The organism is Nocardia brasiliensis NBRC 14402, from assembly GCF_000308475.2.
GTDB lineage: Bacteria > Actinomycetota > Actinomycetes > Mycobacteriales > Mycobacteriaceae > Nocardia > Nocardia brasiliensis.
The window spans coordinates 58,616-83,812 of record NZ_BAFT02000058.1; the positions used below are offsets into that span (position 1 = coordinate 58,616).

Sequence of the window (25,197 nt, forward strand, 5' to 3'; positions counted from 1 at the left end):
TATCCAACGAACGCGCTGAACACCCGGAGCGGCGGACGGAAACGCGAACCTTCTATGCGAGCCGGATCAGGCCGTAGTCGAAGGCGTGCCTGCGATAGACCACCGACGGTCGGTCGGTCTCGCGGTCTTGGAAGAGGAAGAAGTCGTGGCCGACGAGTTCCATCTGGTAGAGGGCGTCGTCGACGGACATCGGAGTCGCGGTGTGCACCTTGGTGCGGACGATATGGCCGGGTCCCGCCACGTAATCGGGGTTCTCCGGTGTGTTCTCGGGGCGGTGGTGGTTGCCGCCGTCGGGGTGATCGTGCGCCGCGGACGACCCGTTCGGCATCGCGAACAGGGAATCGTCCACCAGATCGGCGGTGGCCTGGGCGACGGAGACTGGGGTCTTGTCGCCGTAGTGCACCCGGCGCCGGTCCTTGGTGCGGCGCAGCCTGCTCTCCAGCTTCGCGGTCACCGATTCGAGTGCGGCATAGAAGCTGTCGGCGCACGCCTCGGCGCGCACGATGGGGCCCTTACCGCGTGCGGTGATCTCGACGCGCTGACAACTCTTGCGCTGCCTACGGTTTCGCTCGTGGAAGAGTTCGACGTCGAAGATGAAGATCGACGGGTCGAAGCGTTCGAGCCTGGAGAGTTTCTCCGCGACATAGATTCGGAAGTGATCCGGAACCTCGACATTGCGACCTTTGACCACGACGTCCGCACGGGGCGTCCTGGGTCGATCCGCAATGGGTTGCTCGGTCACGTCCAAGGTGCGATCGTCCAGCACCGAAGGGTCAGCATCTTGCACTGAAGGTCGTGAAGAAGTCGTCACGCGTACCTCCCGGATATGGCCGCACAGGCGAACTGCGTGCGGCGGGATGAGCCGTGCCGATCGAGAATCTCTCGGCACATGATGTCCGAGGCGCCACCTCCAAACTCCCGGTTCGGGTGTGTGATCGCGACGCTAGTACGACATTCGGGAGTGCGCCAGTGTTCACGCAAATTTCCCGGAGTCAAGCAGCACAGGTAACCAATACGGCACGTGCCGACACCCCGATCCGGGCCAGCGCGCGCACCGACTCGCGCACCGTCGCCCCCGTCGTCAACACGTCATCCACCACCACTACCTCGGCGTTTTCCGCGATCCGGCACAGCGCTGCGGAACCGGGTACGGTGGTCACCCTGTCCTGCAGATTGTGTGCGCGTTCCCGGGGTGTCAAGCCCACCGAATCCCGCACACCCCACCACACCCGCAGCACGGATACCATCCGGCTATCGGGCAGCCAACTCACGGCTATCTCCGCTGCGGCCACCACCGGATCACCGCCGCGCCGTCGCGCGGCGACCCGCCTGCTGGGCGCGGGCACCAGCACCAGCGGCCGATCGGCGCGCAGCCGCGCCAGCGCACCGGCCAGCGCCCGGCCGATCGGCGCCGCCAGATCGGTGCGCCCACTCTCCTTGGCCGCCAACACCGCTCGCCGCGCCGGCCCGCGGTACGGGCCGAGCGCCCAGCACGGCACCCCGGGGTCCAGCCGCGGCCGCACCCGGATCGGCGGGCCGGTCAGCGTGGCCGCGCAGGCGGCACACCAGCCCACGCCGGGTTGCCCGCAGCCGGCACACGCGCTGGGCAGGATCAGATCGAGGAGGGTGCGCACCGCCCGAGTGTGCGCGCACCCACCGACACGACCCGGCGATCAGCCGGGCAGCACCGGGACGGCGTTCGCGCCGAGACCCGGCACCTCCCGCCAATACGGTTCGCGTTCGTCCGGATTCGTCGTCAACTCCAGTACCGCCCGGGAATCGGCGGCGTACTGGTGCTCCGGTGACGCACTGACCTGCCGCACCGGCGTCGTCAGATTGCGGCTCGTGTAGGCCTGCGACCCCGACCCGTCGATCGACACCGCGCCGATCGGATCGACGTTGCCCTCCCTGGCGATGATCAGCCGATCGCTGCCGTACCACGACACCGAGACCGCGGCCGTGCTCGAATCGACGCCGACCGGCAGCGGTGAGGTCAGCGCGTAACCGCCACCCGGCTTCGGCACCACCACCGCGACGTAGACCTTGCCGTCCGCGATCAACGCGGCGCGCACCCCGGTGCGGGAGACCCGCAGCTCGGTGATCGGCAGCCGGAAGGCCGAGCCGGCCCCGCCGGTGAGCGCCGAGATGTCGACGTCCTGCACCGAGACGGTGCCGGTGGCCCGGTCGTTCACCGCGCGGACCACGCGATCCCCGTCGATCACCGCCCAGGCGGCGGTGCCGTCGATATTCCAGGACGGTCGGGTGATGGTGCCGCCCTCGGCGACCGGAATCGCGTTGCCGCCGTAGGTGCCGATCATCAGGGTGCGCGGTTGTTCCGGCGCGGGCCGGCCCGCGTCGGCCACGCCCGCGACCAATTGACCGTCCGGCGATACGGCCGCCGACACCAGGTTGTTCACCGCGCCGAAGTAGCCCGGCGCGGCCGTGACGGCGCCGGTGTTCGCGACCTGCACCAGCGTGCCCCCGCGCAACGCGTGCAGCCCGATCTGGTTGCGGCCGTTCATCGCCGCGCTGAACTGCTGCACGTCGGCCACCGCCCAGCCGCTCGCCGAGAACCGGTCGTCGAGCGGCTTGCCGTCGGCCAGCAGCACATACGGCCCGATGATGTCCGCGCCCGCGAGGGTGAGCACCACCTGCGCGGCCAGTAGCTCGCGATCGCGCGGTGCGAGCGCCGAGGCGCCCGCGAAATCTATTCGCACCCCGCCGACGCCCACCCCGACGCCGTCCGGGTCGCCGTTGGCCTTGGTGACCGGACCGCGCAGGGCGATCGGCTGGGCCAGTTCGTTGCGCAGCACCGGCGTCAGCGCGGGCTGGGTACCCTCACCGAGCATGCTGAGCAGCCGCTGGGTCAGCTGCACCTTGGGCACCGAGATCCAGCGCAGGTCCGGGACGACCGAACTGCTGGTCGGATCCACGAAGTAGAGCACGTAGCGCCGGTAGGACTTGCCGAAGGCGACGGAGTCCATCACCACGCCGTCGGGCAGCTCGTCGATGCGCCACTCGTTGTTGACCCGGATCATCTCGATCTTGTTCTCGAGCGGATCGGCGGTCGCCTGGTAGGAGCCGTCGGCCTTGAGCTCGCCGACCTTGCGCGCCCGCACTCGATAGGTCGCCTTGTCCCCGGAGCGCGACTCGCGCAACGTGTCCGGCTTCTCCACGATGGTGATGCCGGCGGCGTCGTCCCACTGGGCCGCGGCCGACGGGGTCATGAACTGCCGGGCCGCCAGGTGCCGGTTGGTCGGGTCGGCGGTGGCCGAGAGGAAATCGCGCAGCAGCAGGTCGGGATCGCGGCCCTGCTGCGGCTGCGGCGGGCCCTCGGAGGTAGGTTCCCGGTTGATCGTGCCGAGCGCCTGCGGCGCCGAGGATTCCGGCAGGCTCGCGCATCCGGAGAGCACGACGAGCGCGGCCACCACGGCCGCGCCGAACGCGAACAGCCGCTGCTTGCGCGCGGAACCGACTCGCATGCTCATAACGGTACGTCCCCGGATCTGCGCGCCGGATCCGCACCCGGCGGTGTCGATTCGTCGTCCGGTCCGCCCGCTCGGGCGACCGGGGTGGCCGAATCCGCGCCGGGCGCGCTCGACTCGACGTCCGACCCGGTCACCGTGTTCGACGGCACCGACGCCACGACCGTCGAACCGTTGCCGGACGCGAAAACCGCGGTGCCGCCGGACGGGAACGACACGGTCTCCCCCGGCGCGGCCTCCGGTTCCGGCTCGGTCGTGCTCGGCACGATCTCCAATTCGGCCTGCCGGGCCGCCGCCTGCTTGCGCACGGGTTCCAGCGGCAGCGGGCTCGCGCCGAGCTTCTTGCCCCGCACCAGCGGCAGCGTCAGCCGGAAGCTCGCGCCGACGCCGACCTCGCCCCAGGCCTCGAGTCTGCCCTCGTGCAGGTTCGCGTCCTCGACGCTGATCGACAGGCCGAGACCGGTACCGCCGGAACGGCGCATCCGGGACGGGTCCGAGCGCCAGAACCGGTTGAATACCAGCTTCTCCTCGCCGGGCCGCAGCCCGACGCCCTGATCGCGGACCACCACCGAGACCGCGTTGGCGTCCAGATCGCCGCGCATCCGGATCAGCACCGGCTTGCCCTCGCTGTGATCGATGGCGTTGGCCAGCAGATTGCGCAGCACCCGCTCCACCCGGCGCGGGTCGACCTCGGCGACCAAGGGCTCCTCCGGCATATCGATCACGACCTCGACGCCGGCGTCCTTGGCCAGGTGCCGCACCGTCGAGATGGCCGCCCGCGCGCACATCCGCACGTCCAGCGATTCCACCTGCAACTCCGCCACACCCGCGTCGTGGCGGCTGATCTCGAGCAGGTCGTTGAGCAGTCCCTCGAACCGGTCCAGCTCGTTGACCAGCAGTTCGGCGCTGCGCGCGAGCGCGGGGTCGAGATCGTCGCTGCTGCCGTGGATCAGATCCGCCGCCATCCGCACGGTGGTCAGCGGGGTGCGCAGTTCGTGGCTGACATCGGAGGTGAACCGGCGCTGCAGATTGCCGAACTCCTCGAGCTGGGTGATCTGGTTGGACAGGCTCTCGGCCATCTCGTTGAACGCCTGCGCCAGCCGGGCCATATCGTCCTCGCCGCGCACCAGCATGCGTTCTTTGAGCCTGCCGTCGGCGAAGCGGCCCGCGATTCGGGCGGCCGACCGGATCGGCAGCACCACCTGCCTGGTGACCAACGCGGTGATCGCGGCGAGCAGGACCAGCAGCACGATGCCGCCGATCATCATGGTGCCGCGCATCAGCGACAGGCTGCGCGCCTCGCTGGCCAGCGGGAAGATGAGATAGATCTCCAGCGTCGGCACGTCGACGCTCGGGCTGCCGATGATCAGCGCCGGGCCGTGGTACCAGCTGGAATCCGAGATCGTGGTGAACTGCCTGCTCACCTGGCCGCGACGGACGAAGTTGCGCAGCTCGACGGGCACGTCCTGAATGGGGCCCGCGGTGAGTTCCTGCTGGCTGCCGTCCACCATCACCAGCGCGAGGTCGTAGCTGCCCGCGACACCGGTCTGCGGGCTACCGCCGGTGGACAGCGTGTTGCGGGCCTCGACCAGCCGGGTCTGGGTGTTGGCGTCTTGAATGCTCGACAGCTGGCCGTGCACCGCGTTGCGGGCACGCGACATCTCCTCGACCGCGGCATTGATCTTGGTGTCCAGCATGCGGCTGGTGATCTGATCGGTCAGCACCACACCGAGGATCGTGATCACGATCAGCGAGAGGGTGATCGTGGAGACCGCGACGCGCAGCTGCAACGACCGCTGCCACAGGTGGCCCAGCAGGACACCCAGCTCGGCGAACCGGGCACCCGCTGCCGCCAGCGCCCGCTCCAGTTGGTTTCTGGAGCGACGGATCACGGCCGCGCCTCGACGGCGACCGGCGCCGCCGTCCGGGCGAACGCGGCGGCCACGACCCGTGCAACGCGTGTGCTCACGGTGGTCCAGCTTTGTAGCCGACACCACGAACGGTCAAGACGATCTCCGGATTCTCGGGATCCTTCTCGACCTTGGCGCGCAACCGCTGGACGTGCACGTTGACCAGTCGGGTATCGGCGGCGTGCCGGTAACCCCACACCTGCTCGAGCAACACCTCGCGGGTGAACACCTGACGCGGCTTGCGGGCCAGCGCCACCAGCAGATCGAACTCCAAGGGCGTCAGCGAGATCTGCTGACCGCCGCGGGTCACCTTGTGCGCGGGCACGTCGATGACGATATCGGCGATCGAGAGCATTTCCGCGGGCTCGTCCTCGGTACGGCGCAGCCTGGCGCGCACCCGGGCGACCAATTCCTTGGGCTTGAACGGCTTGACGATGTAATCGTCGGCGCCCGACTCCAAACCGAGCACGACGTCGACGGTGTCCGTCTTCGCCGTCAGCATCACGATGGGCACGCCCGAATCCGCGCGCAGCACCCGGCACACGTCGATGCCGTTCATGCCGGGCAGCATCAGGTCCAGCAGCACCAGATCGGGGCGGATCTCCCGAACCGCCGCGAGGGCCTGTGTGCCGTCGCCGACCACATGCGGGTCGAACCCTTCCCCGCGCAAGACGATCGTGAGCATCTCAGCGAGCGCCATATCGTCGTCGACGACCAGAATCTTCGGCTTCATAATTACTATGTTGTCATCTCCCAGGCCAGGATCGGGTCGCCACGCCAACACTGGTACGAACCCGCCGCACATCTAACCCTATCGGGTAATCAAATCGGCGAATCGCGCGGCCAGCGTGGCTGGATCGTCACCGGATCGGAATATCCACCACGGGCCGTACCAGTTCTGTTGGGCCAGCTCACGGTACACCGCGAGGGTGCGCTGCTGCAGTCGCGCATCCCGCTCGTAAGCGTCGAGCGCCCGGCTGCTGTCGAGTTCGCCTCGGCGGCGGGCTCGTTCGGCCGCGAGCTCCGGCGAGACGTCGAGCAGCACCTGCACCGCGGGCGCGGGCAACGCGAACCGTTCGTACTCCAATTCGCCTATCCAGCCCACGATTGCGCCCGCCGCGGACTGCTCGAGCCGGGCCGCGTTGTACGCGGCGTTGGACGCGACGTACCGGTCGAGCAACACGATGTCGTTGTCCGCCAACAGTTTCGCCAGTTCGTCGCGCGCGTCCGCGCGGTCCAGCGCGAACAGCAGCGCCATCGCGTTCACCGACGCCGCGAGGTCGCCGTGCGCACCGTGCAGCGCCTCGGCCGCCAGATCGGCGTGCACCGAACGGCCGTAGCGCGGAAACGCCAACGAGGCGACCCGTACTCCGTCGGCGCGCAGCCGCGCGGTGACGGCGTCGGTCAACGTCCGCTTACCGGCCCCGTCGAGCCCCTCGACGACAATCAACGCTCCCATGGCTGGCAGGGTACTCAGCGCCCGCCCGCCGCGGCCCGTCGGTGCGCCGCGGCGGCCCGGATCGTTGCGCGCGGGCCTACCCGCAGCGACCGTTGCATTCGTAGCGCCAGAGGGTGCCGCAGCCGCCCTTCTTGTTGCAGCCGTTGACGAGTCCGACACAGCGGGCGTCGCCGCAGTGGCTGCTCGCCGCGCTGCACTCGCAGTCGGGCAGCTTGGCCAGCAGCGTGCGCTCGCCCGCCTCGGTGTCGGGTCCGAGCACACCGACGATGCGGCGGGCCTGCGCGCGACCGAACTCGGCCTCGACGCGCGCGGCCGCCGCGTCGAGCCGGACGGTGAGTTCCTCGGTGCGCTCGCCGCGGAAGGTCGCCGGGTCCGCGGCCAGCTCCTCGATACGCCGAAGTGCCGCATCCTGTTCCGTGGACAACCGCTCGCGCGCGGCCCGGGCCCGGGCCAAATGCTCGGTCCACAAACGGCTTTGCACCTCGGCGGGCAGCTGGACGATCGCGGCCCGGCGGTAGGTCATGGGGTACTTGGCGATACCGTCGAGGTCCTGCGGCAGCGATCCCAGGTTCTCCTGCACCCAGCGGTGCGCCGACGACGCCTCCGCGTTACCGGCCCCGCGACCGAGCACCAGCCAGCCGGCCAGCACCGCGCCGGATCCGGCCAGCAGCACGCCGCGCCGCGAGGGGCCCTGCGCCACGATCGCGGCCACACCGTCCGATGACCGCTGTACAGCGGCCTCGGCCGCGGCGAACTCACCCAGCACGCGCAGGACCCGCACCGTCGCGCGCGGACCGAGCACGCGCGCCATCGGCACCGCGAGCGCCGGACCGGTCCAACTCTTGGCCTTACCACCGGCGACCCGGATCAGCGTCGGCTGCCAGGGCGCGGCCGGGCCGAGACTGTCGTGGCGCCAACGGATCACGTCCGCGTCCGTCAGCGGCCTGGTGTCGAGCCGATCCCCCGCGACCTCCGCGACGAGATCGGAGATCCGCGTGCACTTCGCGCACGAACCGTCGAATGCCAGAATCCAGCGCGAGTCCTTCATGGTGCATACCCCCCGGGAGCGATGACGACCGGCGATCTGCTTTCGCCGGCCGCTAGGTATCGCCATTGTCGGAAGGCCGCGCCCGCACCCGCAATGGAATCGCCCGCGAAACCACGTGCCTGGCAGCAGAAGTGGCAGCACTGCCAGCTTGCGCGAAAAGCACGCGGCCGCCGGACCCGAGTGGTCCGGCGGCCGCGTGCGTCAGTCGCTCAGTAGCGGTAGTGCTCCGGCTTGAACGGGCCGTCGACGTCGACGCCGATGTACTCGGCCTGATCCTTGGTGAGCTTGGTCAGGGTGCCGCCGAGCGCTTCGACGTGGATCTTGGCGACCTTCTCGTCGAGGTGCTTGGGCAGGCGGTAGACCTCGTTGTCGTATTCGTCCGGCTTGGTCCACAGTTCGATCTGCGCGATCACCTGGTTGGAGAAGCTGTTCGACATCACGAACGACGGGTGGCCGGTGGCGTTGCCCAGATTCAGCAGACGGCCCTCGGACAGCACGATGATCGCCTTGCCGGACTCCTTGAACGTCCACAGGTCGACCTGCGGCTTGATGTTCAAACGCGTTGCGCCCGAACGCTCCAGCGCGGCCATGTCGATCTCGTTGTCGAAGTGACCGATGTTGCCGAGGATGGCCTGGTCCTTCATCGCCTTCATGTGCTCGAGGGTGATGATGTCCTTGTTGCCGGTCGAGGTGATCACGATATCGGCGTTGCCGATCGCCTGCTCGACGGTGACGACGTCGTAGCCGTCCATCAGCGCCTGCAGCGCGTTGATCGGGTCGATCTCGGTGACCTGCACCCGGGCGCCCTGTCCCGCAAGCGATTCCGCGCAGCCCTTGCCGACATCGCCGTAGCCGCAGATCAGCACCTTCTTACCGCCGATGAGCACGTCGGTGCCGCGGTTGATGCCGTCGATCAGCGAGTGGCGGGTGCCGTACTTGTTGTCGAACTTCGACTTGGTCACCGAGTCGTTGACGTTGATCGCCGGGAACACCAGCTCACCCGCCGCCGCGAACTGGTACAGCCGCAGCACGCCGGTGGTGGTCTCCTCGGTGACGCCCTGCACCGATTCGGCGATGGCGCTCCACTTGCCCTTGTCGGACTCGAAACGCTCGCGCAGCAGGTTCAGGAAGACCTTGTACTCGGCCGAGTGGTTCTCGTCCTCGGGCGGCACCACGCCCGCCTTCTCGAACTGCGCGCCGCGCAGCACCAGCATGGTGGCGTCACCGCCGTCGTCGAGGATCATGTTGGCCGGCTCGGCCGGCCAGGTCAGCATCTGCTCGGCGGCCCACCAGTACTCCTCCAGGGTCTCGCCCTTCCAGGCGAAGACCGGGGTGCCCTTGGGCTCGTCCACGGTGCCGTTCGGGCCGACCACGACGGCGGCCGCGGCGTGATCCTGGGTGGAGAAGATGTTGCAGGAGGCCCAGCGCACCTGTGCACCGAGCGCCACCAGGGTCTCGATCAGCACGGCGGTCTGCACGGTCATGTGCAGCGAACCGGAGATCCGCGCACCCTGCAGCGGCAGGACCTCGGCGTACTCGCGCCGCAGCGCCATCAGCCCGGGCATCTCGTGCTCGGCCAGGCGGATCTCCTTGCGGCCGAATTCGGCAAGCGCGAGATCGGCCACCTTGAAGTCGATGCCGTTGCGGACGTCCGCGGTGAGTGAAGTTCGCGCGGGAAGTTCTGAGGTCGTCATAGCCTCTGTCTGCCTCTCCTGGAAGTCGGTACCAACACGCAAGGCTAGTCGCTGGCGCGGCGGCTGGGTACACCGTACTCACCCTTGCTAGCTTGGCGCGATGCCGAACCTGCGCGCTATCGCCACGACCGCTGTCGTCGGGCTGTCCGTCCTGGGTCTCAGCACCGCCTGCGACAGCGGATCGGACGCCGCACCCGCAACTCCGTCGCGAACCGTCGACCTGCAGGCACACCGCGGCGGGCGCGGCCTGACCGTCGAGGAATCGCTGCCCGGCTTCGCCAAGGCGCTCGAACTCGGCGTCACGACGCTGGAGCTCGATATCGTGCTCACCGCCGACCGGATGCCGCTGATCTGGCACGACCCGACCGTGCTCGCCACCAAATGCGCCGACACCGCGCCCGCGACCGTGGACGACCCGGAGTTCCCGTACGTGGGCAAGCTGGTGCACGACCTGACCTACACCCAGGTCCGCACCCTGGACTGCGGGCGGGCCCTGGCCGACTTCCCCGGCCAGCAAGCCCTGCCGGGCAACAGGATAGCGACGCTGCCCGAGCTGTTCGATCTGGTGAAGTCCTACCGCGGCGCGCACCCGCGGTACAACATCGAAACCAAAGTGGAAGCCGAACATCCCGAACAGTCCGCCACGCCACAGGAATTCGTGGACGTCATCCTGAGCACCGTGACCGCGGCCGGCGAGACCGGCAACGTCGAGATCCAGAGCTTCGACTGGCGGTCGCTGCCGCTGGTGCGCAAGGCCGATCCGACCATCCCGCTGGTGGCGCTCTACGACGACACCACCTTCGTCGCGGGCTCGAAGTGGCTCGGGCCGATCCGGTTCGAGGACTACCCGGACGATCCGCTCGGCGCGGTGAAAGCGTTGGGCGCCAACGTCGCTTCGCCCGGCTACTCGGTGCCCTACGGCCGCAAGGCGGGCGAACCGGGCTTCGCCCTGGTGGCGGACAAGACCTACGTCGACCGGGCGCACGAACTCGATCTGCGCGTGATCCCGTGGACCGTGAACGACAAGGCCACGATCGCCGCCCAACTCGAAACCGGCGTAGACGGCGTGATCACCGACTACCCCGACCGTATGCGAGAGGTGCTGCAGGAGAAGGGACTCCCCCTCCCTCCCGCCTACCACCGCTGAGCCCCAGCACCTCCGGCACAGGTCGGGCGCGCACCCCGCGCCCGACCCAACCAAGCCACTGCCCGAGGCCGACCACCCACACCACCCGCGAACCGGGACCACGCACACACCCCACGCCCGACTCCCTGGTCGGTCACCGCCGAACGGGGAGCCGCGCACGACTCCCTTGTCAGCCACCACGAACGGGAGCCGCGCGCACCGCGCACGGCTCCCGTCGGTCGCCACCGAACAGGCGGACCGGGTCCTCAGATCGCGCCCGACTCCGCCACCGTCGCTTCCCTGCGTTGCGCCGATCCGTTGCGCTGCACCACAGCGTTGCGCTGAACGGCACCGTTGCATGGGCTGCCCGCATTGCCCACCGCCACACCGGTTTCCGAGGTGACACCACTGCCCGAGGCGACACCCTCCGCCGCGACGGCGGCACTACCCGGGCTCACTTCGCTGCCCTGCGTCACACCATCGGTCTGCGCGCCGCCATTCGGCTGCACCGCACCCTCGCCCGGCACCGCGCCGTTCGACCGCGCGGCACCGGTCGCACCCTCGCCCTGCACCAGGCCCTCGCTCTGCGCCGCACCATTCGCTCGGTCCGCACCATTCGCGTGCGCCGGGGCCTCGACCCGCGGCTCCGCGTTCGCTTGTGCCGCTGCGTTATCCGGGGTCCGGGTGGCCCAGCCGCGGTAGCGTTCCAGGAGCTGGCGGCGTTTGCGGGGGTGGATGTTCGCGCGGGTGACGTCGCCGTCGTAGTGCTCGAGCACGCGATGGTCCATCACCGCCCGCCACAGCGGCGGAACGACCGCGAACAGAATCATCGTGGCGTATCCGGCCGGCAGCTGCGGCGCCTGCATGGAACTGCGCAGCGTCTGATATCGGCGGCCCGGATTGGCGTGATGATCGCTGTGCCGCTGCAGATGGAACAGGAAAATATTGGTGACGAGCCGGTCGCTGTTCCAGCTGTCGCGCGGCGAGCAGCGCGCGTAATTGCCGTTCGGCCGCTTGCCCCGCAGCAGTCCGTAGTGCTCGATGTAATTCACCGTCTCCAGCAGCGCGGCGCCGATCACGGCCTGCAGGATCAGCCACGGCAGAATGCCGATGCCGAACAGCGCCATGAGCGTGCCGAACAGCACCACGCTCATCGACCAGGCCTGCAGGATGTGGTTGTGCACGCTGAACCAGCGCCGGTTCTTGCGCGCCAGACGCACCCGTTCCAGTTCGATGGCCGAGCGGAAGCTGCCGAACACGCTGCGCGGCAGGAACTCCCAGAGGGTCTCGCCGAGCCGGCCGCTGGCCGGGTCTTCCGGCGTGGCGACCCGCACGTGGTGCCCGCGATTGTGCTCGACGAAGAAGTGGCCGTAGAACGACTGCGCCAGCGCCACTTTGGCCAGCCAGCGTTCGGCGTTCTCGACCCGGTGACCCAGTTCGTGCGCCGCGTTGATCCCGATGCCGCTGACGAATCCGAGCGTCGCGGCGAGACCGAGTTTGTCGACGACGCTCAGCTCGTGACCCGCCCACATGGCGCAGGCGATGAGCAGGCCGATCAGCTGCACAGGCAGGAACAGATAGGTGCACCACCGGTAATACCGGTCATTGGACAGCAACTCGTAGTCTTCATCGCGCGGATTGGTGCCGTCCTCGCCGACAACCCAGTCCAGGACCGGGATGACGATCAGCACGATGATCGGACCGATCCACCAGAACACCTTTGCCCCGGTCTGCAACACGAGTTGCGAGGGCAAGAGGGCGCTCAGTGGAGCGATCAGGCCGAAAACCCATAAGTGTCGTTTGGGATCAGTTGATACCGGCGGTTTGCCAACCGTTTGCACGTTTCTCCCGCTAAATAGGAACCCTAACTCCGATGTACGAGAATAGTTCCAGACTGCACGGCCGTTTCGCAGACCTTGGCGGATGAAACGTGATGAGGATTACAACCCTGGCAGTTGGTTTTTAAGCCCACTCATATGTTAGTGAAGCGTGGCTTACTTTCCGCAAACATATGCGGGGTCGAGCGCGTTCACTACTGCTCGATTCGGGCCGCGAGAATCGCCTCGACATAGGGGCTCAGCAACGCGCTCAAATCCTCCGGAGCGTCGCGCCCCGGGCCGGGCGGGGTCGGGATGTAGCTCAGCGCGATGCGCACCAGCGCGTGCGCGATGACATCCGACTCGGCCGCGCTCGCCGCCACCCAGCTCTGCTGGAACGCCAGCGAGAGCCGGGCGGTCGCCTGCTCGAGCAACGGCCCGGCGTCGAGCGTGATGAGCCGCAGCAGATCCAGCTTCACCTCGCCGGCCAGCAGCGAGCGGACCAGCGGATCGGCCGCGGCGTCGAGGAAGAAGTTGCGCATCCCCTCGCGGAACGCGGCGCGGGCATCACCGACATTGCCGGTGATGGCCGCGTCCACATGGTCGACCAGATCGTCGGCCAGGCGCAGCGCGTACGCCTGCGCGAGACCGCTGCGGGAACCGAACTCGTTGTAGAGGGTCTGCCTGCTGACGCCCGCCCTGGCGGCCACATCACCGAGGGTGATCTTGGACCAATCCCGTTCGGTGAGCAGTTCCCGCATGGCATCGAGGACCGACGTGCGCAGCAACTCCCGCGCGGCCTCCTGATAGGGAATGCGAGTTCCGGTGCGCGCCATACCCGCGACACTGTCACGGGCGGTTCCCGCAGTCAAAACATCACGACCGCTCTATTTCGACCATGTAGAAGTCCGCCTTCGCGGCGCCGCAGTCCGGACACGTCCAGTCGTCGGGAATATCGTCCCAGCGCGTACCGGGCGCGATACCGTCCTCCGGCCACCCCTTCGCCTCGTCGTATTCAAAACCGCACTGAATGCACTGGAAAAGTTTGTAATCGTTCATTTGGCCGCTCCCACCTGTTCGAAATCGATTTTCTCCCGCACCCCACAGTCCGGGCAGCACCAGTCGTCCGGAATCACGTCCCACCGGGTGCCCGCGGGAAATCCTTCGTGCGGATCGCCTTTCGCCTCGTCGTATACGTATTCGCAAACGGGACAACGGAACAGATTCATCACGCCACCCCGTCGGCCGGTAGCTCGGTGCCGTAACGGGCAATCACCTTGTCCCGCTTGCCCGGTTGGATATTCGCGCGGGTGATGTCGCCGTCGTAGTGCGCGAGCACGCGCTTGTCCATCACGCGCCGCCACAGCGGTGGGAAGTAGGCGAGCAGGATCATGCTGGCGTACCCGCTGGGCAGGTTCGGGGCGCCGTCCCAGCTGCGCAGGGTCTGATAGCGCCGGGTCGGATAGGCGTGATGATCACTGTGCCGCTGCAGGTGGTACAGGAAGATGTTGGTCACGATGTGGTCGCTGTTCCAGCTGTGCACCGGCGCGGGCCGCTCGTATCGTCCCGACGCTGTCCGCTGCCGGACCAGGCCGTAGTGCTCGAGGTAGTTGACCGCCTCCAGCAGGCTGAAGCCGACCACCGCCTGCAGCACCAGATACGGCAGCAGTTCGAGGCCGAACACCGCGACGAGCACGAGGTAGAGCGCCGCCGACATCAGCCACGCGCTGAGCACCTCGTTCTTCAGGCTCCACGGCTTCTTCTCGAGCCGCGACAGCCGGGTCTTCTCCAATCGCCACGCCGAGGTCAGGCTGCCCCACACGGTGCGCGGCCAGAAGGCCCAGAATGTTTCGCCCACACGGGAACTCGCCGGATCCTCGGGGGTCGCGACGCGCACATGATGACCGCGGTTGTGCTCGATATAGAAGTGACCGTAGAACGATTGCGCCAGTGCGATTCTCGACAGCCAGCGCTCCAGATGCACCTTCTTGTGGCCTAATTCGTGCGCGGTGTTGATGCCGATGCCGCCGATCATGCCGACCGTGATCGCGAGGCCGATCTTGTCGACCACGTGCAGACCGCCGTCGAAACCGAGCCAGCTCACCTCGTCCGCGGTGATCAGATAGCAGGCCATGAGCAGCGTCGCGTATTGGAACGGCAGATACAGATAGGTGAGGTAGCGGTAGTACTTGTCGTGCTCCAGATACTCCATCACCTCGTCCGGCGGATTATCGCCGTCGGGCCCGAAGAATATGTCCGCCAACGGAATCAGCACATACACCAGGATCGGGCCGAGCCAGAACGGCACCTGCGCCAGCCGATGCCAGCCGAGCGCGTTGAGGGCGAGGATCACCGGGATCCCGATGGTGAACAGGCCGGTGGGCGCGAACAAACCCCACAGCCACATATAGCGCTTGCGGTCGCGCCAGTCCGGCGTCGCCGCCGGCTGCGCGGACGTGTCGGCTGCTGTCGACATCGTTGTCTCCAATCCAAAAGCGGCACGCCACGTGTGACGTGCGTTACCTCTGTTATGGACACTAGAGATCGATTTGTCGCCTGTCTATACAAATCATCGAATTTGTAAAGCCGAAGGGTCCGAGACAACGAGAACGCCCCGGTCAGGCGAGGGCCTGACCGGGGCGCTTGTGCGTCGAGGGGTATTACCGCAACAGCACGTCGGCGTTGTCCGGGAGTGCGTCGACCGGCCACCAGCGCAGGTCCGTGGACTCCGCGCTGCGCACCGGCACCGCGCCCGCCGGCGCGGTGATCCGGAACAGCAGGTCCAGGTGCCGCGTCGGCCGGCCGAGCGAACAGGTGATCGGATGCGCCTGCGCGCCGTACAGCTGCGGCTCCATCCGCAGCCCGGCGATGCCGGATTCCTCGGTGGCCTCGCGCAGCGCCGCGTCCGCGACGGTCTCGTCCGACTCCTCGCAGTGCCCGCCGAGCTGGATCCAGCTGCCCACCCGCGGATGCAGGGTCAGCAGCACCTCGCGCTCGTCGTGGGAGAACACCACTGCCGAGGCGGTGATGTGCCCCGGCGCGTGCTCGCGCAGGCACCCGCGCGGCGCCGCACCGAGGAAGGCGAGCATCGCTTCGCGCAGCGACTGGTCGGAACCGGCGGCGGGCGACCAGGATTCGAGCAGCGCGGTCGCCGAGGCATGCAGCGAACCGGCGGTCACCGGCGCACCCGCCTCACAGCTCGACCAGCCCGAAATCGCTGCCGCGCACCGGACGTGGCGTCAGCTCCTCGAGCGGGTGACCGATGGCGATGGCGCCCAACGGGTTCCAGTCGTCCGCGAGTCCGAGCACCTCCCGGGTGACCTCCGGGGCGAAGATCGTCGAGCCGATCCAGCAGCTGCCGAGCCCCTCGGTCGCCAACGCGACGAGCAGGCCCTGTACCGCGGCGCCGACCGCGACCGTGAACATGGTGCGCTCGTTGGCCCGGCGCCGTTCGTCCGGATAGTCGTGCGCGCCGTCGGGCACACAGAACGGAATGATGACCTCGGGCGCACCGCGCAGGATGTCGCCGCGCGCGATCCGGCGCTCCACCCGGTCCGGCTCCAGCCCGTCGCCGGTGAGGTCGGCCCGCCACTTGTCCGCCATCGCGTCGAGCAGCCGCGCCCGCAGTTGCGCATCACGCAGCCAGACGAACCGCACCGGCCGGGTGTGGTGCGGGGCGGGCGCGGTGAGCGCCACGGACACGGCGGCGCGTACCCGGTCCGGATCGACCGGCGCATCGGCGAACTGCCGCACCGAGCGGCGCATCAGCACCGCTTCGCGGCGACCCCGCTCGATCGCCTCGGCGGTGCCGAGCCAGAACAGGTCGTCGGTGCCGCCGCGCAGCAGGTCGGCGGCGGTCGAACCGTCGTCGGCGATCGGCAACCCGCGCACCACCGCCACCGGCACCCCGCCGAGCTTGCCCTTCACCAGGTCGGCCGCGGCGGCCAGTTCGTCGGCGACGGCCACCTGGGTCACCTGGAGTTCGTTGCCCTGTCCGTCGACGGCGCCCGCGTAGTCGTGCAGCACCCGCAACCCGGCGGAGCCGATCGCGGTATCGATCTGCCCGCTGCGCCAGGCCCGGCCCATGGTGTCGGTGATGACCACGGCCACTTGCACACCCAGCCGCTGCGCCAGCTCGGCGCGCAGCACCCGCGCGCTCGCGTCGGGATCGGCGGGCAGCAGGACCAGTTCGCCCTGTTCGACATTGGAGCCGTCGATGCCGGACGCGGCCTGCACGATGCCCAGCTTGTTCTCGGTGATCAGGGTGCGGCCCTTGCGCGCGAGCACCCGCACCGCCTCCTGTTCGACCAGCGCGCGGCGCGCGGCGTCGCGCTCCTCCGGATCGAGCGGCGCCTCGACGATGCGTCCCTCGGCCTTCGCGACGATCTTGCTGGTGACCACCAGCACGTCGCCGTCGGCCAGCCACGACGCGCGGGCGGCGATGTGCTCGGCCAGATCGTCGCCGGGCCGGAACTCGGGCAACCCGGTGATCGGCAGGATGCGCAGTTCCCCGGCCGCGTGGTCGGTCACGGTGTTCGCGTCGGTCACGGTTTCACTCCCGCCAGGTCGAGCGCCTCGCGCACCATCTCCGCGGTGGTGGGCGGATCGGTCATCAGCAGCGGCACGCTGCGCACCTCGACACCGGGCACGTCGGCGGTGTCGGTGGAGTGGATCAGCCAGCCGTCCAGGATGCCGGTGGCCGAGCGGGCGCCGTAGTAACGGCCGATCGCCTCCGCGGTGGTCTCCACCCCGATCACGGACAGGCATTCGTCCGCCATCCCGCGCAACGGTTTTCCGTCGATCACACCGGACACGCCGATCACCTTGGCGGTGGTGGTGCGCAGCGCGCCGCGAATACCGGGCACCGCGAGGATGGCGCCGATGCTCACCACCGGGTTCGACGGAGCGAGCAAGACCACATCCGCGGACTCTATGATCTCGGTCACATTCGGCGCCGGTTTGGACTCTTCGGCCCCGATTGTGGCGAATCCATGGGTCTCGATGTTCGCGCGGTACCGAACCCACCACTCTTGGAAATGGATCGCGCGACGTTCGCCAGGGTTGTCCGGGTCACTCACAACCACGTGCGTTTCACACCGATCGTCGGTCGCCGGGATCAGTTTCACGCCCGGCTGCCACCGGTTGCAGAGCGCCTCGGTGACCGCGGAGAGCGGGTACCCCGCGCGCAGCATCTCGGTGCGCACCAGGTGGGTGGCGATATCGCGATCCCCGAGTCCGAACCAGTCCGGCTGCGCATGATATTTCGCCAGCTCTTCCTTGGCGTGCCAGGTTTCGCCGACCCGGCCCCAGCCGCGCTCGGTGTCGATGCCGCCCCCCAGGGTGTACATGCAGGTATCGAGGTCGGGGCAGATCCGGAGGCCGTGCATCCAGACGTCGTCACCGACGTTCACGATCGCGCAGACATCGGCCTCGGGCAGCAGTTCCCGGACCCCCTGGAGGAAACGTGCACCACCGACACCACCGACGAGAACGGCAATCCGCGGCCCGGTTACGGGCTCGGCATCCGCTTGATGAACAGTCACATCCGCACAGCCTATGCGTTGCCGGAGCGGGCGATGTTCATCGGATATTTGCTGGTCATTTGCCCTACTCCGCCTCAAGATCATCTTGGAAGGCGTTCGCGGATAGTAACGGAATAGCGACGGCCGCTTGACCATCGACACGTCCGGCGTGTCTAATCACAGTCATGTCATTTCGGGTTCGCGCGAGAGTTCAAGGCGCGAACGGCTTTTCGAACAGATGTTCGCATCGGGATGACGAGCTCGGGGACGTCCGCGGGACAACGTCGCGGGGTATGGCCGTCGGTAGGCGTGTTGGTCCGACGGAACGAATCATTCTGCGCTAACACACAGTGAGGAGGCGGAGCGATGGCCAACGAGATGGTCTCGCCGACCGATTCCACAGCAGGCGCAGCACGTGGCGTCTGCGCAGAAAACGGCTGGAAGGATCAAGAGGGGGGTGACGAAGTCTCGACGTCCCGGCTCGGCTCGGGCGACGAAGTCTCGCCGCCCCGGCTCAGCCTGGTCGTCACGGGCTTCGACGAGATGTTCGAATCCATCGAAGAGCAGTGGCAAGAGCGCGCCCTGTGCGCACAGACCGATCCGGAGGCGTTCTTCCCAGAGAAGGGCGGCTCGACTCGCGAGGCGAAGCGGATCTGCATGGGCTGCGAGGTACGTGACGAGTGCCTGGAATACGCACTCGCCCACGATGAGCGTTTCGGCATCTGGGGCGGCCTCTCCGAGCGGGAGCGCCGCCGCCTGAAGCGCGGCATCGGCTAGTTCGCCCCCCTCGGGATGACCCCCCGAGTTATCCGAACGCGAGAACTCGCCACGGCGACAACGGATCTCGCTTCGACACGGATAGCTCCGGGGGTAGCCCCGAACCGCAGCGGCAGGCCGCCCGAGACCCCGGCGGCACGCACCGCGACCTGCGCGGACCACACTGGGTGCACGGGCACCGAGCGAGCTGGCTAGTTTTAACCCATGGCACGTTCCCGGAATCGTCGTCCGCCGACCGCACGGTCGGTCATCCGCCGTGGTCGCGGGGTACGCGGACCGATGTTGCCGCCCACCGTGCCCGCCTGGCGCACCCGGGGACAGAAATTCGATCGGCTGGTGCTCGAGGCCTTCGCGCCGCTGGACACGCGCTGGCACGACCGGCTCACCAAGCTCGATATCGCCGTCGACGACGTGCCGAAAATCCGTCCGCTGCACCCCGATTCGGTCACCTGGCCGGACGAGGTGGTCGCCGACGGACCGGTGCCACTGTCCCGGCTCATCCCGGCCGGTGTCGACCGGCACGGCGCGGCCACCCGCGCGCGGGTGGTGCTGTTCCGCAAACCGCTCGAACTTCGTGCCAGCGACCCCGACGACCTGGTCGACCTGCTGCGCGAGGTGCTGGTCCAGCAGATCGCCACCTACCTCGGCGTGGACCCGGACGTGATCGATCCGGAACCCGAGTAGGCACACACCCGGCCGGCGCCGCCACGGCATCGAATGTCGTTGCGCGACACTCCCCGGCGTGGGCCAGTATTTGCCCGATTCCTGAGCGTGTCTGTCCACATCGGGGCGCCAGGAGGGTTACTCTCATCGGCGTGATCCCCATGCGTCGTTGCTGCCGTCCAGGTTGCAAGAATCCGGCCGTCGCGACGCTCACCTATGTGTACTCGGACTCGACGGCCGTGGTCGGACCGCTCGCCACCGTCGCCGAACCGCACTCCTGGGATCTCTGCGAAACCCACGGCTCCCGGATCACCGCCCCGAAGGGCTGGGAGATGGTCCGGCACGAGGGCGGATTCTCCTCCAGCACACCGGATGACGACGATCTGACCGCGCTCGCCGAAGCCGTTCGCGAAGCCGGCCTGCGCCGCCGCCCGCCGGAACCGGATCAGCGCGGCTACCGCGACTACGCGCCGCCGCCGCAGCGCACCACCCGCACCGGTCGCCGGGGCCACCTCCGGGTACTGCCCGACCCGCCGTCCTGAACAAACCAGGACCGGGTCAAGCCGTCGCCACGGGGGCACTAGGGTGAAGGGCATGACTGTCGCCCGCTCTGCCGAGTTCGTCAACGCGGTGATCAAGGCATACGACGTTCGCGGTGTGGTCGGCGAACAGATCGATGCCGAATTCGTCAGGGACATCGGCGCTTCGTTCGCCCGGCTGATGCGCGCGGAAGGTGCGCAACGCGCCGTGATCGGCCATGACATGCGCGAATCCTCTCCCGCGCTGTCGCAGGCCTTCGCCGATGGCGTGCTCGCCCAGGGCCTCGATGTGGTGCACATCGGGCTGGCCTCCACCGATCAGCTGTACTTCGCCTCCGGCCGGCTGGACTGCCCCGGCGCCATGTTCACCGCGAGCCACAACCCGGCCCGCTACAACGGCATCAAGATGTGTCGCGCCAAAGCCCTTCCGGTAGGCCAGGACACGGGCCTGGCCACGATCAAGGACGAGGTCGCCACGGGCGTGCCCGCCTACGACGGCCCGCACGGCACCGAAACCAAAACGGACCTGCTCGACGATTACGCGGCGTTCCTGCGCGGCCTGGTCGATCTCGGCGCGGTCCGCCCGCTCACCATCGCGGTGGACGCGGGCAACGGCATGGGCGGGCACACGGTGCCCGCGGTGTTCCGCACGCTGCCGCAGGTGACGATCGTCCCGCTGTACTTCGAACTGGACGGGTCCTTCCCGAACCACGAGGCCAATCCGCTCGACCCCAAGAACCTGGTCGATCTGCAGGATCTGGTGGTCAAGTCGGGCGCCGACATCGGCCTCGCCTTCGACGGCGACGCGGACCGCTGCTTCGTGGTGGACGAGCAGGGCGATCCGGTCTCGCCGTCGGCGATCACCGCGCTGGTCGCCGAGCGCGAACTGGCCAAGGAGCCGGGCGGGGTCATCATCCACAACCTGATCACCTCGCGCGCGGTGCCCGAACTGGTCACCGAACTCGGCGGCACCCCGGTGCGCACCCGGGTCGGTCACTCGTTCATCAAGCAGCAGATGGCCTCGACCGGCGCGGTGTTCGGCGGCGAGCATTCCGCGCACTACTACTTCCGCGACTTCTGGGGCGCCGACTCCGGCATGCTCGCCGCGCTGCATGTGCTGGCCGCGCTCGGCGAACAGGACCGGCCGGTGTCGGAACTGATGGCGGCCTACGAAACGTATGCGGCCTCCGGAGAGATCAATTCCACAGTGGCGGACGCGCAGGAGCGGACCTTGGCGGTGGTGGCGGCTTTCGCGAGCCGGACGGTCTCGGTGGACCGGCTCGACGGGGTCACCGTGCAACTCGCCGACGATGCCTGGTTCAATCTGCGCGCGTCCAACACCGAGCCGCTGCTGCGGCTCAACGTCGAGGCCAGATCGCCGGAGGAAGTAGACGTACTCGTGACCGAGATCCTGAGCATCGTCCGGTCCTGACTGGAATAGTGGAATCAGGGCGGATGAAATCACAAGCTCAGGATTCAGCGATCGGGGGAGCCGACGGCTCGGCCCGGGACCGGGAACCCGAGCATCGACCGCTCCCGACTGGAATAGTGGAATCACAGGCCCTGGATTCACCCGACTCGGGCCCGGCGTGGCAGCTGACCCGGGTGGGAGCAAGGGCGGAAACGACTCAGCGCGATGAGGGGAGGTGGGACGCCCGATGATCGCTGGAACACCGGTGCTCGACCTCGACGATGCCGCTTCACTCGAGGCAGCCGATACCGCGGGCGCCCTGCGTTCGGCGGCCTCCGGCGGTGCTCAGGTCCGGGCCACGGCAGCCGCCGTCGGCGAGGACGCCCTGGCCCGCCTCGCCGGTCTGCGACCACGCAGCGTGGTGCTCGTCTCCGGCGCAGGCCGGGCCGCGCGGGCCGCGAGCCTGCTGGTCGCCGCGCTCGGTGACCGCGCGGGTCTGCCCGTGGTGCCGGTCGCCGCGCTGCCGCCCTGGGTCGGTCCGCTCGACGTCGTCTTGGTCGCCGGCGACGACGCGGGCGACCCGCGCCTGACCGACGCGGTGGACCGCGCGCTGCGCCGCGGCGCCGAGGTGGTCGTGGCGACCCCGATCGAAGGCCCGATGCGCGCCGTCGCGGCCGGCCGGGCCGCCGTACTCGCACCGCGGGTGCCGGTGCTGGACCACAACCGGCTGCTGCGTTTCGTCGCGGCGGGCATCGCGGTGTTGCAGATTGTCGACCCCGGCCGCAGCGCGACGCTCGTGCCCGACCTCACCGCGCTGGCCGACATCCTCGACGCGGAGGCGCTGCGCGACGGTCCGGCCAACGAGGTCTTCCGTAATCCGGCCAAGACGCTCGCCGCCCGTATGCATCAGCGCGGGGTGGTGCTGACCGGCGACTCCCCCGCCGCGGCCCAGCTGGCCGAGCACGGCGCCGAGGTGCTGCTGCAGTCGGCGGGTCGGGTCGCCACCGCGGTGGATCTGGCCGAGGCCGTCGCCGCCAGAGCCCGGATGACCGAGGCCGCAGGCGAATCCGCGCCCGGCTACGATCCGCTCTTCCACGACGAAGAACTCGACGGCCCCGTCCAGGTGGAACGGATGCGGGTGTTCGTGCTCAGCACCGACGCCGACCAATCCGCCGCGCGCCGCCGGATCGCGGTGTTCGGCGGCGGCGAGGCGAGCCTGGTCGACGCCGATCTGGTGAACGCCGATGTCGATCTGCTGCACACCGGCCTCACCGATCCGTCCGTGCCCGCACCGCCACGCACCGAGGAACCCGCGTCCGGCGCGGGGGGCGAGGTGGAACAACTCGCCGTGCTCGCGTTGCGGCTGGAAATGGCCGCCGCATACCTACGGCTGATCGGAACTCGCGGCACCGCGACCGAGAGCCAAGGGCAGTTCGGGGGCAGCTACTAGTGCACGAACTCGTTGGTGCGCTGCGCTCGTACGCCTGGGGCTCGCGCACCGCGCTCGCTCAGTTGTGCGGCCGACCGGTACCGTCCGCCCACCCCGAAGCCGAACTCTGGTTCGGCGCGCATCCCGCCGATCCCGCGCACGTCCGGATCGGGGAGCACACCACCTCGCTGCTGGACTTCGTCGCGGCCGACCCGATCCGCGAACTCGGCCCGGCCGCCGCGGAATTCGGTGGCAAGCTGCCGTTCCTGCTCAAGATCCTGGCCGCCGAGGAGCCGCTCTCGCTGCAGGCGCATCCGAGTGCGGCGCAGGCGCGCGCGGGTTTCGAGCGGGAGAACCGGACCAACGTGGCGTTGGACTCGCCGATGCGCAACTACCGCGACGACAACCACAAGCCCGAACTGGTGGTGGCGTTGGACCGATTCGAGGCGCTGGCCGGTTTCCGCGACCCGCACCGCACCGTGGAGCTGCTGCGCGCGCTGCAGGTGCCCGGCCTGGAGTCGTACGCGAACCTGCTTGCCGCGCAGCCGGACTCGGACGGTCTGCGCACCCTGTTCACCACCTGGATCACGCTGCCGCAGCCGGTGCTGGCCACCCTGCTGCCCGCGGTGCTGGACGGCTGTGTGCGGTACCTGTCCGGAAAAGGCAAGCGCGAGTTCACCGCCGAGGCCCGCACCGCGTTGGAGCTGGCCGAGGCCTACCCCGGCGACGCGGGCGTGCTCGCGGCGCTGCTGTTGAACCGGCTGACGCTGGAACCGGGACAGGGCCTGTTCCTCGCCGCCGGCAACCTGCACGCCTACCTGCGCGGGCTCGGCGTGGAGATCATGGCCAACTCCGACAACGTGTTGCGCGGCGGGCTCACCCCCAAGCACGTCGACGTGCCGGAACTGTTGCGGGTGCTGGATTTCGAGCCGATCGATCTGCCGGTCGTGCTGCCCGAGCCCGCCGGTGACGGCTCGGTGCGCTACACGACGCCCGCACCGGAGTTCGCGCTGCGCCGCTTCGATCTCGTCGCCGGTTCCGGCCAAGTGCCGCTCACCGCGGCCGGGCCCGGCATCGTGCTGTGCACCGCCGGTTCGGTCCGCTTGCTGCGGGGCAGCACCGAATTGGCGCTGCAGCGCGGCGCCGCGGCGTGGATCTCGGCCACCGACACCGACATTCGAGCCCAGGCGCCCGACGGCGACGCGCAGCTGTTCTGTGCGTGCGTCGGCGGGGTGGGCGCCGCGGGTCTGCCCGCCACGCTGACCGGGACCGATCAGCACCGCGGATAAACCCGGGCATCGGGTGTCCGACGGCCGCGACACGCTAAGTTAGCCAGGATCGGGCAATTCGAGAAAGGGCGTCCAGGGCATGTCGGCTGGTGGTGGCAAGAAGGCGATCCTCGCCGCGTTGACGGCGAACGCGGGCATCGCCGTCGCGAAGTTCATCGGTGCGGCGATCACCGGTTCCGCGTCGATGCTCGCCGAGGCGGTGCACTCGGTGGCCGACACCTCCAACCAGGGTCTGCTGCTGCTCGGCCAGCGGCGAGCCGAGCAGGAGGCCGACGAGCTGCATCCGTTCGGTTACGGACGCAACCGCTACTTCTACTCGTTCATCGTGGCGCTGGTGCTGTTCACCATCGGCTCCATCTACGCCGTCTACGAGGGCATCCACAAGATCCAGCATCCGGAGGATCTGACCTCGCCGATCGTCGCGATCGTCATCCTGCTGATCGCCATCGGCCTGGAGACCTACAGCTTCACGACCGCGATCCGGGAATCCAAGCCGCTCAAGGGCGGTGCGAGCTGGTGGCGGTTCATCCGCACCTCGCGCAGCCCGGAACTGCCGGTGGTGCTGCTGGAGGACACCGGCGCGCTGGTGGGCCTGATCTTCGCCTTCATCGGCGTCGGGCTGACGATGGTCACCGGCAACCCCGTCTGGGATGGCGTCGGCACGCTGGCCATCGGCCTGCTGCTCGGTGTCATCGCCGTCATCCTGATCATCGAGATGCAGAGCCTGCTCATCGGTGAGGGGGCCACGCCGGAAGAGGACCGGCTGATCCGGGAGAACCTGGTCGACGGCACCCGCATCGACCGCGTGATCCACCTCAAGTCCCAATACCTCGGTCCCGAAGAGCTTTTGGTCGCCGCCAAGATCGGTGCGGCGCCGGGCCTCGATGTCGCCCAGCTCGCCGCGGCCATCGACGACGCGGAGGCCCGCGTCCGCGCCGCGGTGCCCGCCGCCCGCGTCATGTACCTCGAACCGGATCTGTACCGCACGTAGGCACTTCCCGCACCGGTTCTGCCGCCACGCACCCGGG

23 protein-coding genes and 1 pseudogene are annotated in these 25,197 nt (G+C 68.7%); 8 read left to right on the plus strand and 16 right to left on the minus strand.

Annotated features, from left to right (window positions below):
- Positions 1–52 precede the first annotated feature (52 nt).
- The 8 genes from hpf to ahcY form a co-directional block, all read right to left on the minus strand.
- Positions 53–811 (minus strand): ribosome hibernation-promoting factor, HPF/YfiA family, encoded by a 759-nt coding sequence (gene hpf, locus TY25_RS19230; protein ID WP_081868964.1) that lies wholly within the window; start codon positions 809–811, stop codon positions 53–55.
- Between the two features lie 181 nt (positions 812–992).
- Positions 993–1,634 carry a ComF family protein gene (locus TY25_RS19235; protein WP_042258149.1) on the minus strand — a complete coding sequence of 214 codons (642 nt, stop codon included), beginning with the start codon at positions 1,632–1,634 and terminating at the stop codon, positions 993–995.
- Positions 1,635–1,673: 39 nt separating this feature from the next.
- Entirely contained in the window at positions 1,674–3,488 is a 1,815-nt protein-coding gene (lpqB, locus tag TY25_RS19240; RefSeq protein ID WP_042258150.1) for an MtrAB system accessory lipoprotein LpqB, read from the minus strand.
- Positions 3,485–5,377, minus strand: coding sequence for an MtrAB system histidine kinase MtrB (mtrB, locus tag TY25_RS19245; protein WP_052383071.1), 1,893 nt, complete (start codon positions 5,375–5,377; stop codon positions 3,485–3,487). Before mtrB ends, lpqB begins: the two co-directional genes overlap by 4 nt.
- A gap of 73 nt (positions 5,378–5,450) precedes the next feature.
- Entirely contained in the window at positions 5,451–6,128 is a 678-nt protein-coding gene (gene mtrA / locus TY25_RS19250) for an MtrAB system response regulator MtrA (RefSeq protein WP_014987817.1), read from the minus strand.
- 78 nt (positions 6,129–6,206) lie between these two features.
- The gene (locus TY25_RS19255; protein WP_042258151.1) at positions 6,207–6,854 is read right to left on the minus strand and encodes a dTMP kinase; all 648 of its coding nucleotides are present in this window, start codon (positions 6,852–6,854) and stop codon (positions 6,207–6,209) included.
- Between the two features lie 76 nt (positions 6,855–6,930).
- A complete protein-coding gene (locus tag TY25_RS19260; RefSeq protein WP_042258152.1) occupies positions 6,931–7,902 on the minus strand; it encodes a bacteriocin fulvocin C-related protein in 972 nt (323 codons plus the stop codon).
- A 209-nt stretch (positions 7,903–8,111) separates the two neighbouring features.
- On the minus strand, positions 8,112–9,596 hold the full coding sequence (gene ahcY / locus TY25_RS19265; protein WP_042258153.1) for an adenosylhomocysteinase: 1,485 nt from the start codon (positions 9,594–9,596) through the stop codon (positions 8,112–8,114).
- A 100-nt stretch (positions 9,597–9,696) separates the two neighbouring features.
- On the opposite strand from ahcY, the gene TY25_RS19270 reads away from it, so the two are divergent.
- A complete protein-coding gene (locus TY25_RS19270; protein WP_042258154.1) occupies positions 9,697–10,743 on the plus strand; it encodes a glycerophosphodiester phosphodiesterase in 1,047 nt (348 codons plus the stop codon).
- A 677-nt stretch (positions 10,744–11,420) separates the two neighbouring features.
- Here the strand turns inward: TY25_RS19270 and TY25_RS19275 are convergent.
- The 8 genes and pseudogenes from TY25_RS19275 to cofD form a co-directional block, all read right to left on the minus strand.
- Positions 11,421–12,563: pseudogene (locus TY25_RS19275) on the minus strand (alkane 1-monooxygenase); the annotation flags it as partial.
- Positions 12,564–12,754: 191 nt separating this feature from the next.
- A complete protein-coding gene (locus TY25_RS19280) occupies positions 12,755–13,375 on the minus strand; it encodes a TetR/AcrR family transcriptional regulator (protein WP_042258155.1) in 621 nt (206 codons plus the stop codon).
- A gap of 40 nt (positions 13,376–13,415) precedes the next feature.
- Positions 13,416–13,598: a rubredoxin gene (locus tag TY25_RS19285; RefSeq protein ID WP_014987824.1), complete on the minus strand. Its 183-nt coding sequence runs from the start codon at positions 13,596–13,598 to the stop codon at positions 13,416–13,418.
- Positions 13,595–13,768: a rubredoxin gene (locus TY25_RS19290; protein ID WP_029901519.1), complete on the minus strand. Its 174-nt coding sequence runs from the start codon at positions 13,766–13,768 to the stop codon at positions 13,595–13,597. The genes TY25_RS19285 and TY25_RS19290 overlap by 4 nt, the downstream gene beginning before the upstream one ends.
- Positions 13,768–15,015: an alkane 1-monooxygenase gene (locus tag TY25_RS19295; RefSeq protein ID WP_042258156.1), complete on the minus strand. Its 1,248-nt coding sequence runs from the start codon at positions 15,013–15,015 to the stop codon at positions 13,768–13,770. The genes TY25_RS19290 and TY25_RS19295 overlap by 1 nt, the downstream gene beginning before the upstream one ends.
- Positions 15,016–15,199: 184 nt before the next feature.
- A complete protein-coding gene (locus TY25_RS19300) occupies positions 15,200–15,718 on the minus strand; it encodes an NUDIX hydrolase (protein ID WP_042258157.1) in 519 nt (172 codons plus the stop codon).
- A gap of 13 nt (positions 15,719–15,731) precedes the next feature.
- Complete coding sequence (locus tag TY25_RS19305) at positions 15,732–17,087, minus strand: coenzyme F420-0:L-glutamate ligase (RefSeq protein WP_042258158.1); 1,356 nt, start codon at positions 17,085–17,087, stop codon at positions 15,732–15,734.
- Positions 17,084–18,223, minus strand: coding sequence for a 2-phospho-L-lactate transferase (cofD, locus tag TY25_RS19310; protein WP_236639130.1), 1,140 nt, complete (start codon positions 18,221–18,223; stop codon positions 17,084–17,086). Before cofD ends, TY25_RS19305 begins: the two co-directional genes overlap by 4 nt.
- A 381-nt stretch (positions 18,224–18,604) precedes the next feature.
- Between cofD and TY25_RS19315 the strand changes: the two genes are divergently transcribed.
- The 7 genes from TY25_RS19315 (at position 18,605) to TY25_RS19345 (ending at position 25,160) form a co-directional block, all read left to right on the plus strand.
- Positions 18,605–18,838, plus strand: a complete 234-nt coding sequence (locus TY25_RS19315; protein WP_029901515.1) for a WhiB family transcriptional regulator — start codon at positions 18,605–18,607, stop codon at positions 18,836–18,838.
- Between the two features lie 204 nt (positions 18,839–19,042).
- Positions 19,043–19,522 (plus strand): metallopeptidase family protein, encoded by a 480-nt coding sequence (locus TY25_RS19320; protein ID WP_162836687.1) that lies wholly within the window; start codon positions 19,043–19,045, stop codon positions 19,520–19,522.
- A 140-nt stretch (positions 19,523–19,662) separates the two neighbouring features.
- Positions 19,663–20,043 carry a DUF3499 domain-containing protein gene (locus TY25_RS19325; RefSeq protein WP_041563073.1) on the plus strand — a complete coding sequence of 127 codons (381 nt, stop codon included), beginning with the start codon at positions 19,663–19,665 and terminating at the stop codon, positions 20,041–20,043.
- A gap of 52 nt (positions 20,044–20,095) precedes the next feature.
- On the plus strand, positions 20,096–21,472 hold the full coding sequence (locus TY25_RS19330) for a phosphomannomutase/phosphoglucomutase (RefSeq protein ID WP_042258160.1): 1,377 nt from the start codon (positions 20,096–20,098) through the stop codon (positions 21,470–21,472).
- 226 nt (positions 21,473–21,698) lie between these two features.
- Positions 21,699–22,901 carry a hypothetical protein gene (locus tag TY25_RS19335; RefSeq protein ID WP_042258161.1) on the plus strand — a complete coding sequence of 401 codons (1,203 nt, stop codon included), beginning with the start codon at positions 21,699–21,701 and terminating at the stop codon, positions 22,899–22,901.
- On the plus strand, positions 22,901–24,169 hold the full coding sequence (gene manA, locus TY25_RS19340) for a mannose-6-phosphate isomerase, class I (RefSeq protein WP_042258162.1): 1,269 nt from the start codon (positions 22,901–22,903) through the stop codon (positions 24,167–24,169). The genes TY25_RS19335 and manA overlap by 1 nt, the downstream gene beginning before the upstream one ends.
- A gap of 79 nt (positions 24,170–24,248) precedes the next feature.
- On the plus strand, positions 24,249–25,160 hold the full coding sequence (locus tag TY25_RS19345) for a cation diffusion facilitator family transporter (RefSeq protein ID WP_042258163.1): 912 nt from the start codon (positions 24,249–24,251) through the stop codon (positions 25,158–25,160).
- Positions 25,161–25,197 lie beyond the last annotated feature (37 nt).

Bases quoted from the DNA above. Each gene is read 5' to 3' on its own strand.
- TY25_RS19260 (WP_042258152.1), bottom strand. From the start codon at position 7,902: ATGAAGGACTCGCGCTGGATTCTGGCATTCGACGGTTCGTGCGCGAAG.
- TY25_RS19295 (WP_042258156.1), bottom strand. From the start codon at position 15,015: ATGTCGACAGCAGCCGACACGTCCGCGCAGCCGGCGGCGACGCCGGAC.
- TY25_RS19255 (WP_042258151.1), bottom strand. From the start codon at position 6,854: ATGGGAGCGTTGATTGTCGTCGAGGGGCTCGACGGGGCCGGTAAGCGG.
- TY25_RS19320 (WP_162836687.1), top strand. From the start codon at position 19,043: ATGGCACGTTCCCGGAATCGTCGTCCGCCGACCGCACGGTCGGTCATC.
- TY25_RS19280 (WP_042258155.1), bottom strand. From the start codon at position 13,375: ATGGCGCGCACCGGAACTCGCATTCCCTATCAGGAGGCCGCGCGGGAG.
- TY25_RS19345 (WP_042258163.1), top strand. From the start codon at position 24,249: ATGTCGGCTGGTGGTGGCAAGAAGGCGATCCTCGCCGCGTTGACGGCG.
- ahcY (WP_042258153.1), bottom strand. From the start codon at position 9,596: ATGACGACCTCAGAACTTCCCGCGCGAACTTCACTCACCGCGGACGTC.
- TY25_RS19325 (WP_041563073.1), top strand. From the start codon at position 19,663: ATGCGTCGTTGCTGCCGTCCAGGTTGCAAGAATCCGGCCGTCGCGACG.
- lpqB (WP_042258150.1), bottom strand. From the start codon at position 3,488: ATGAGCATGCGAGTCGGTTCCGCGCGCAAGCAGCGGCTGTTCGCGTTC.
- TY25_RS19290 (WP_029901519.1), bottom strand. From the start codon at position 13,768: ATGAATCTGTTCCGTTGTCCCGTTTGCGAATACGTATACGACGAGGCG.
- TY25_RS19285 (WP_014987824.1), bottom strand. From the start codon at position 13,598: ATGAACGATTACAAACTTTTCCAGTGCATTCAGTGCGGTTTTGAATAC.
- mtrA (WP_014987817.1), bottom strand. From the start codon at position 6,128: ATGAAGCCGAAGATTCTGGTCGTCGACGACGATATGGCGCTCGCTGAG.
- TY25_RS19270 (WP_042258154.1), top strand. From the start codon at position 9,697: ATGCCGAACCTGCGCGCTATCGCCACGACCGCTGTCGTCGGGCTGTCC.
- TY25_RS19330 (WP_042258160.1), top strand. From the start codon at position 20,096: ATGACTGTCGCCCGCTCTGCCGAGTTCGTCAACGCGGTGATCAAGGCA.
- TY25_RS19335 (WP_042258161.1), top strand. From the start codon at position 21,699: ATGATCGCTGGAACACCGGTGCTCGACCTCGACGATGCCGCTTCACTC.
- TY25_RS19315 (WP_029901515.1), top strand. From the start codon at position 18,605: ATGTTCGAATCCATCGAAGAGCAGTGGCAAGAGCGCGCCCTGTGCGCA.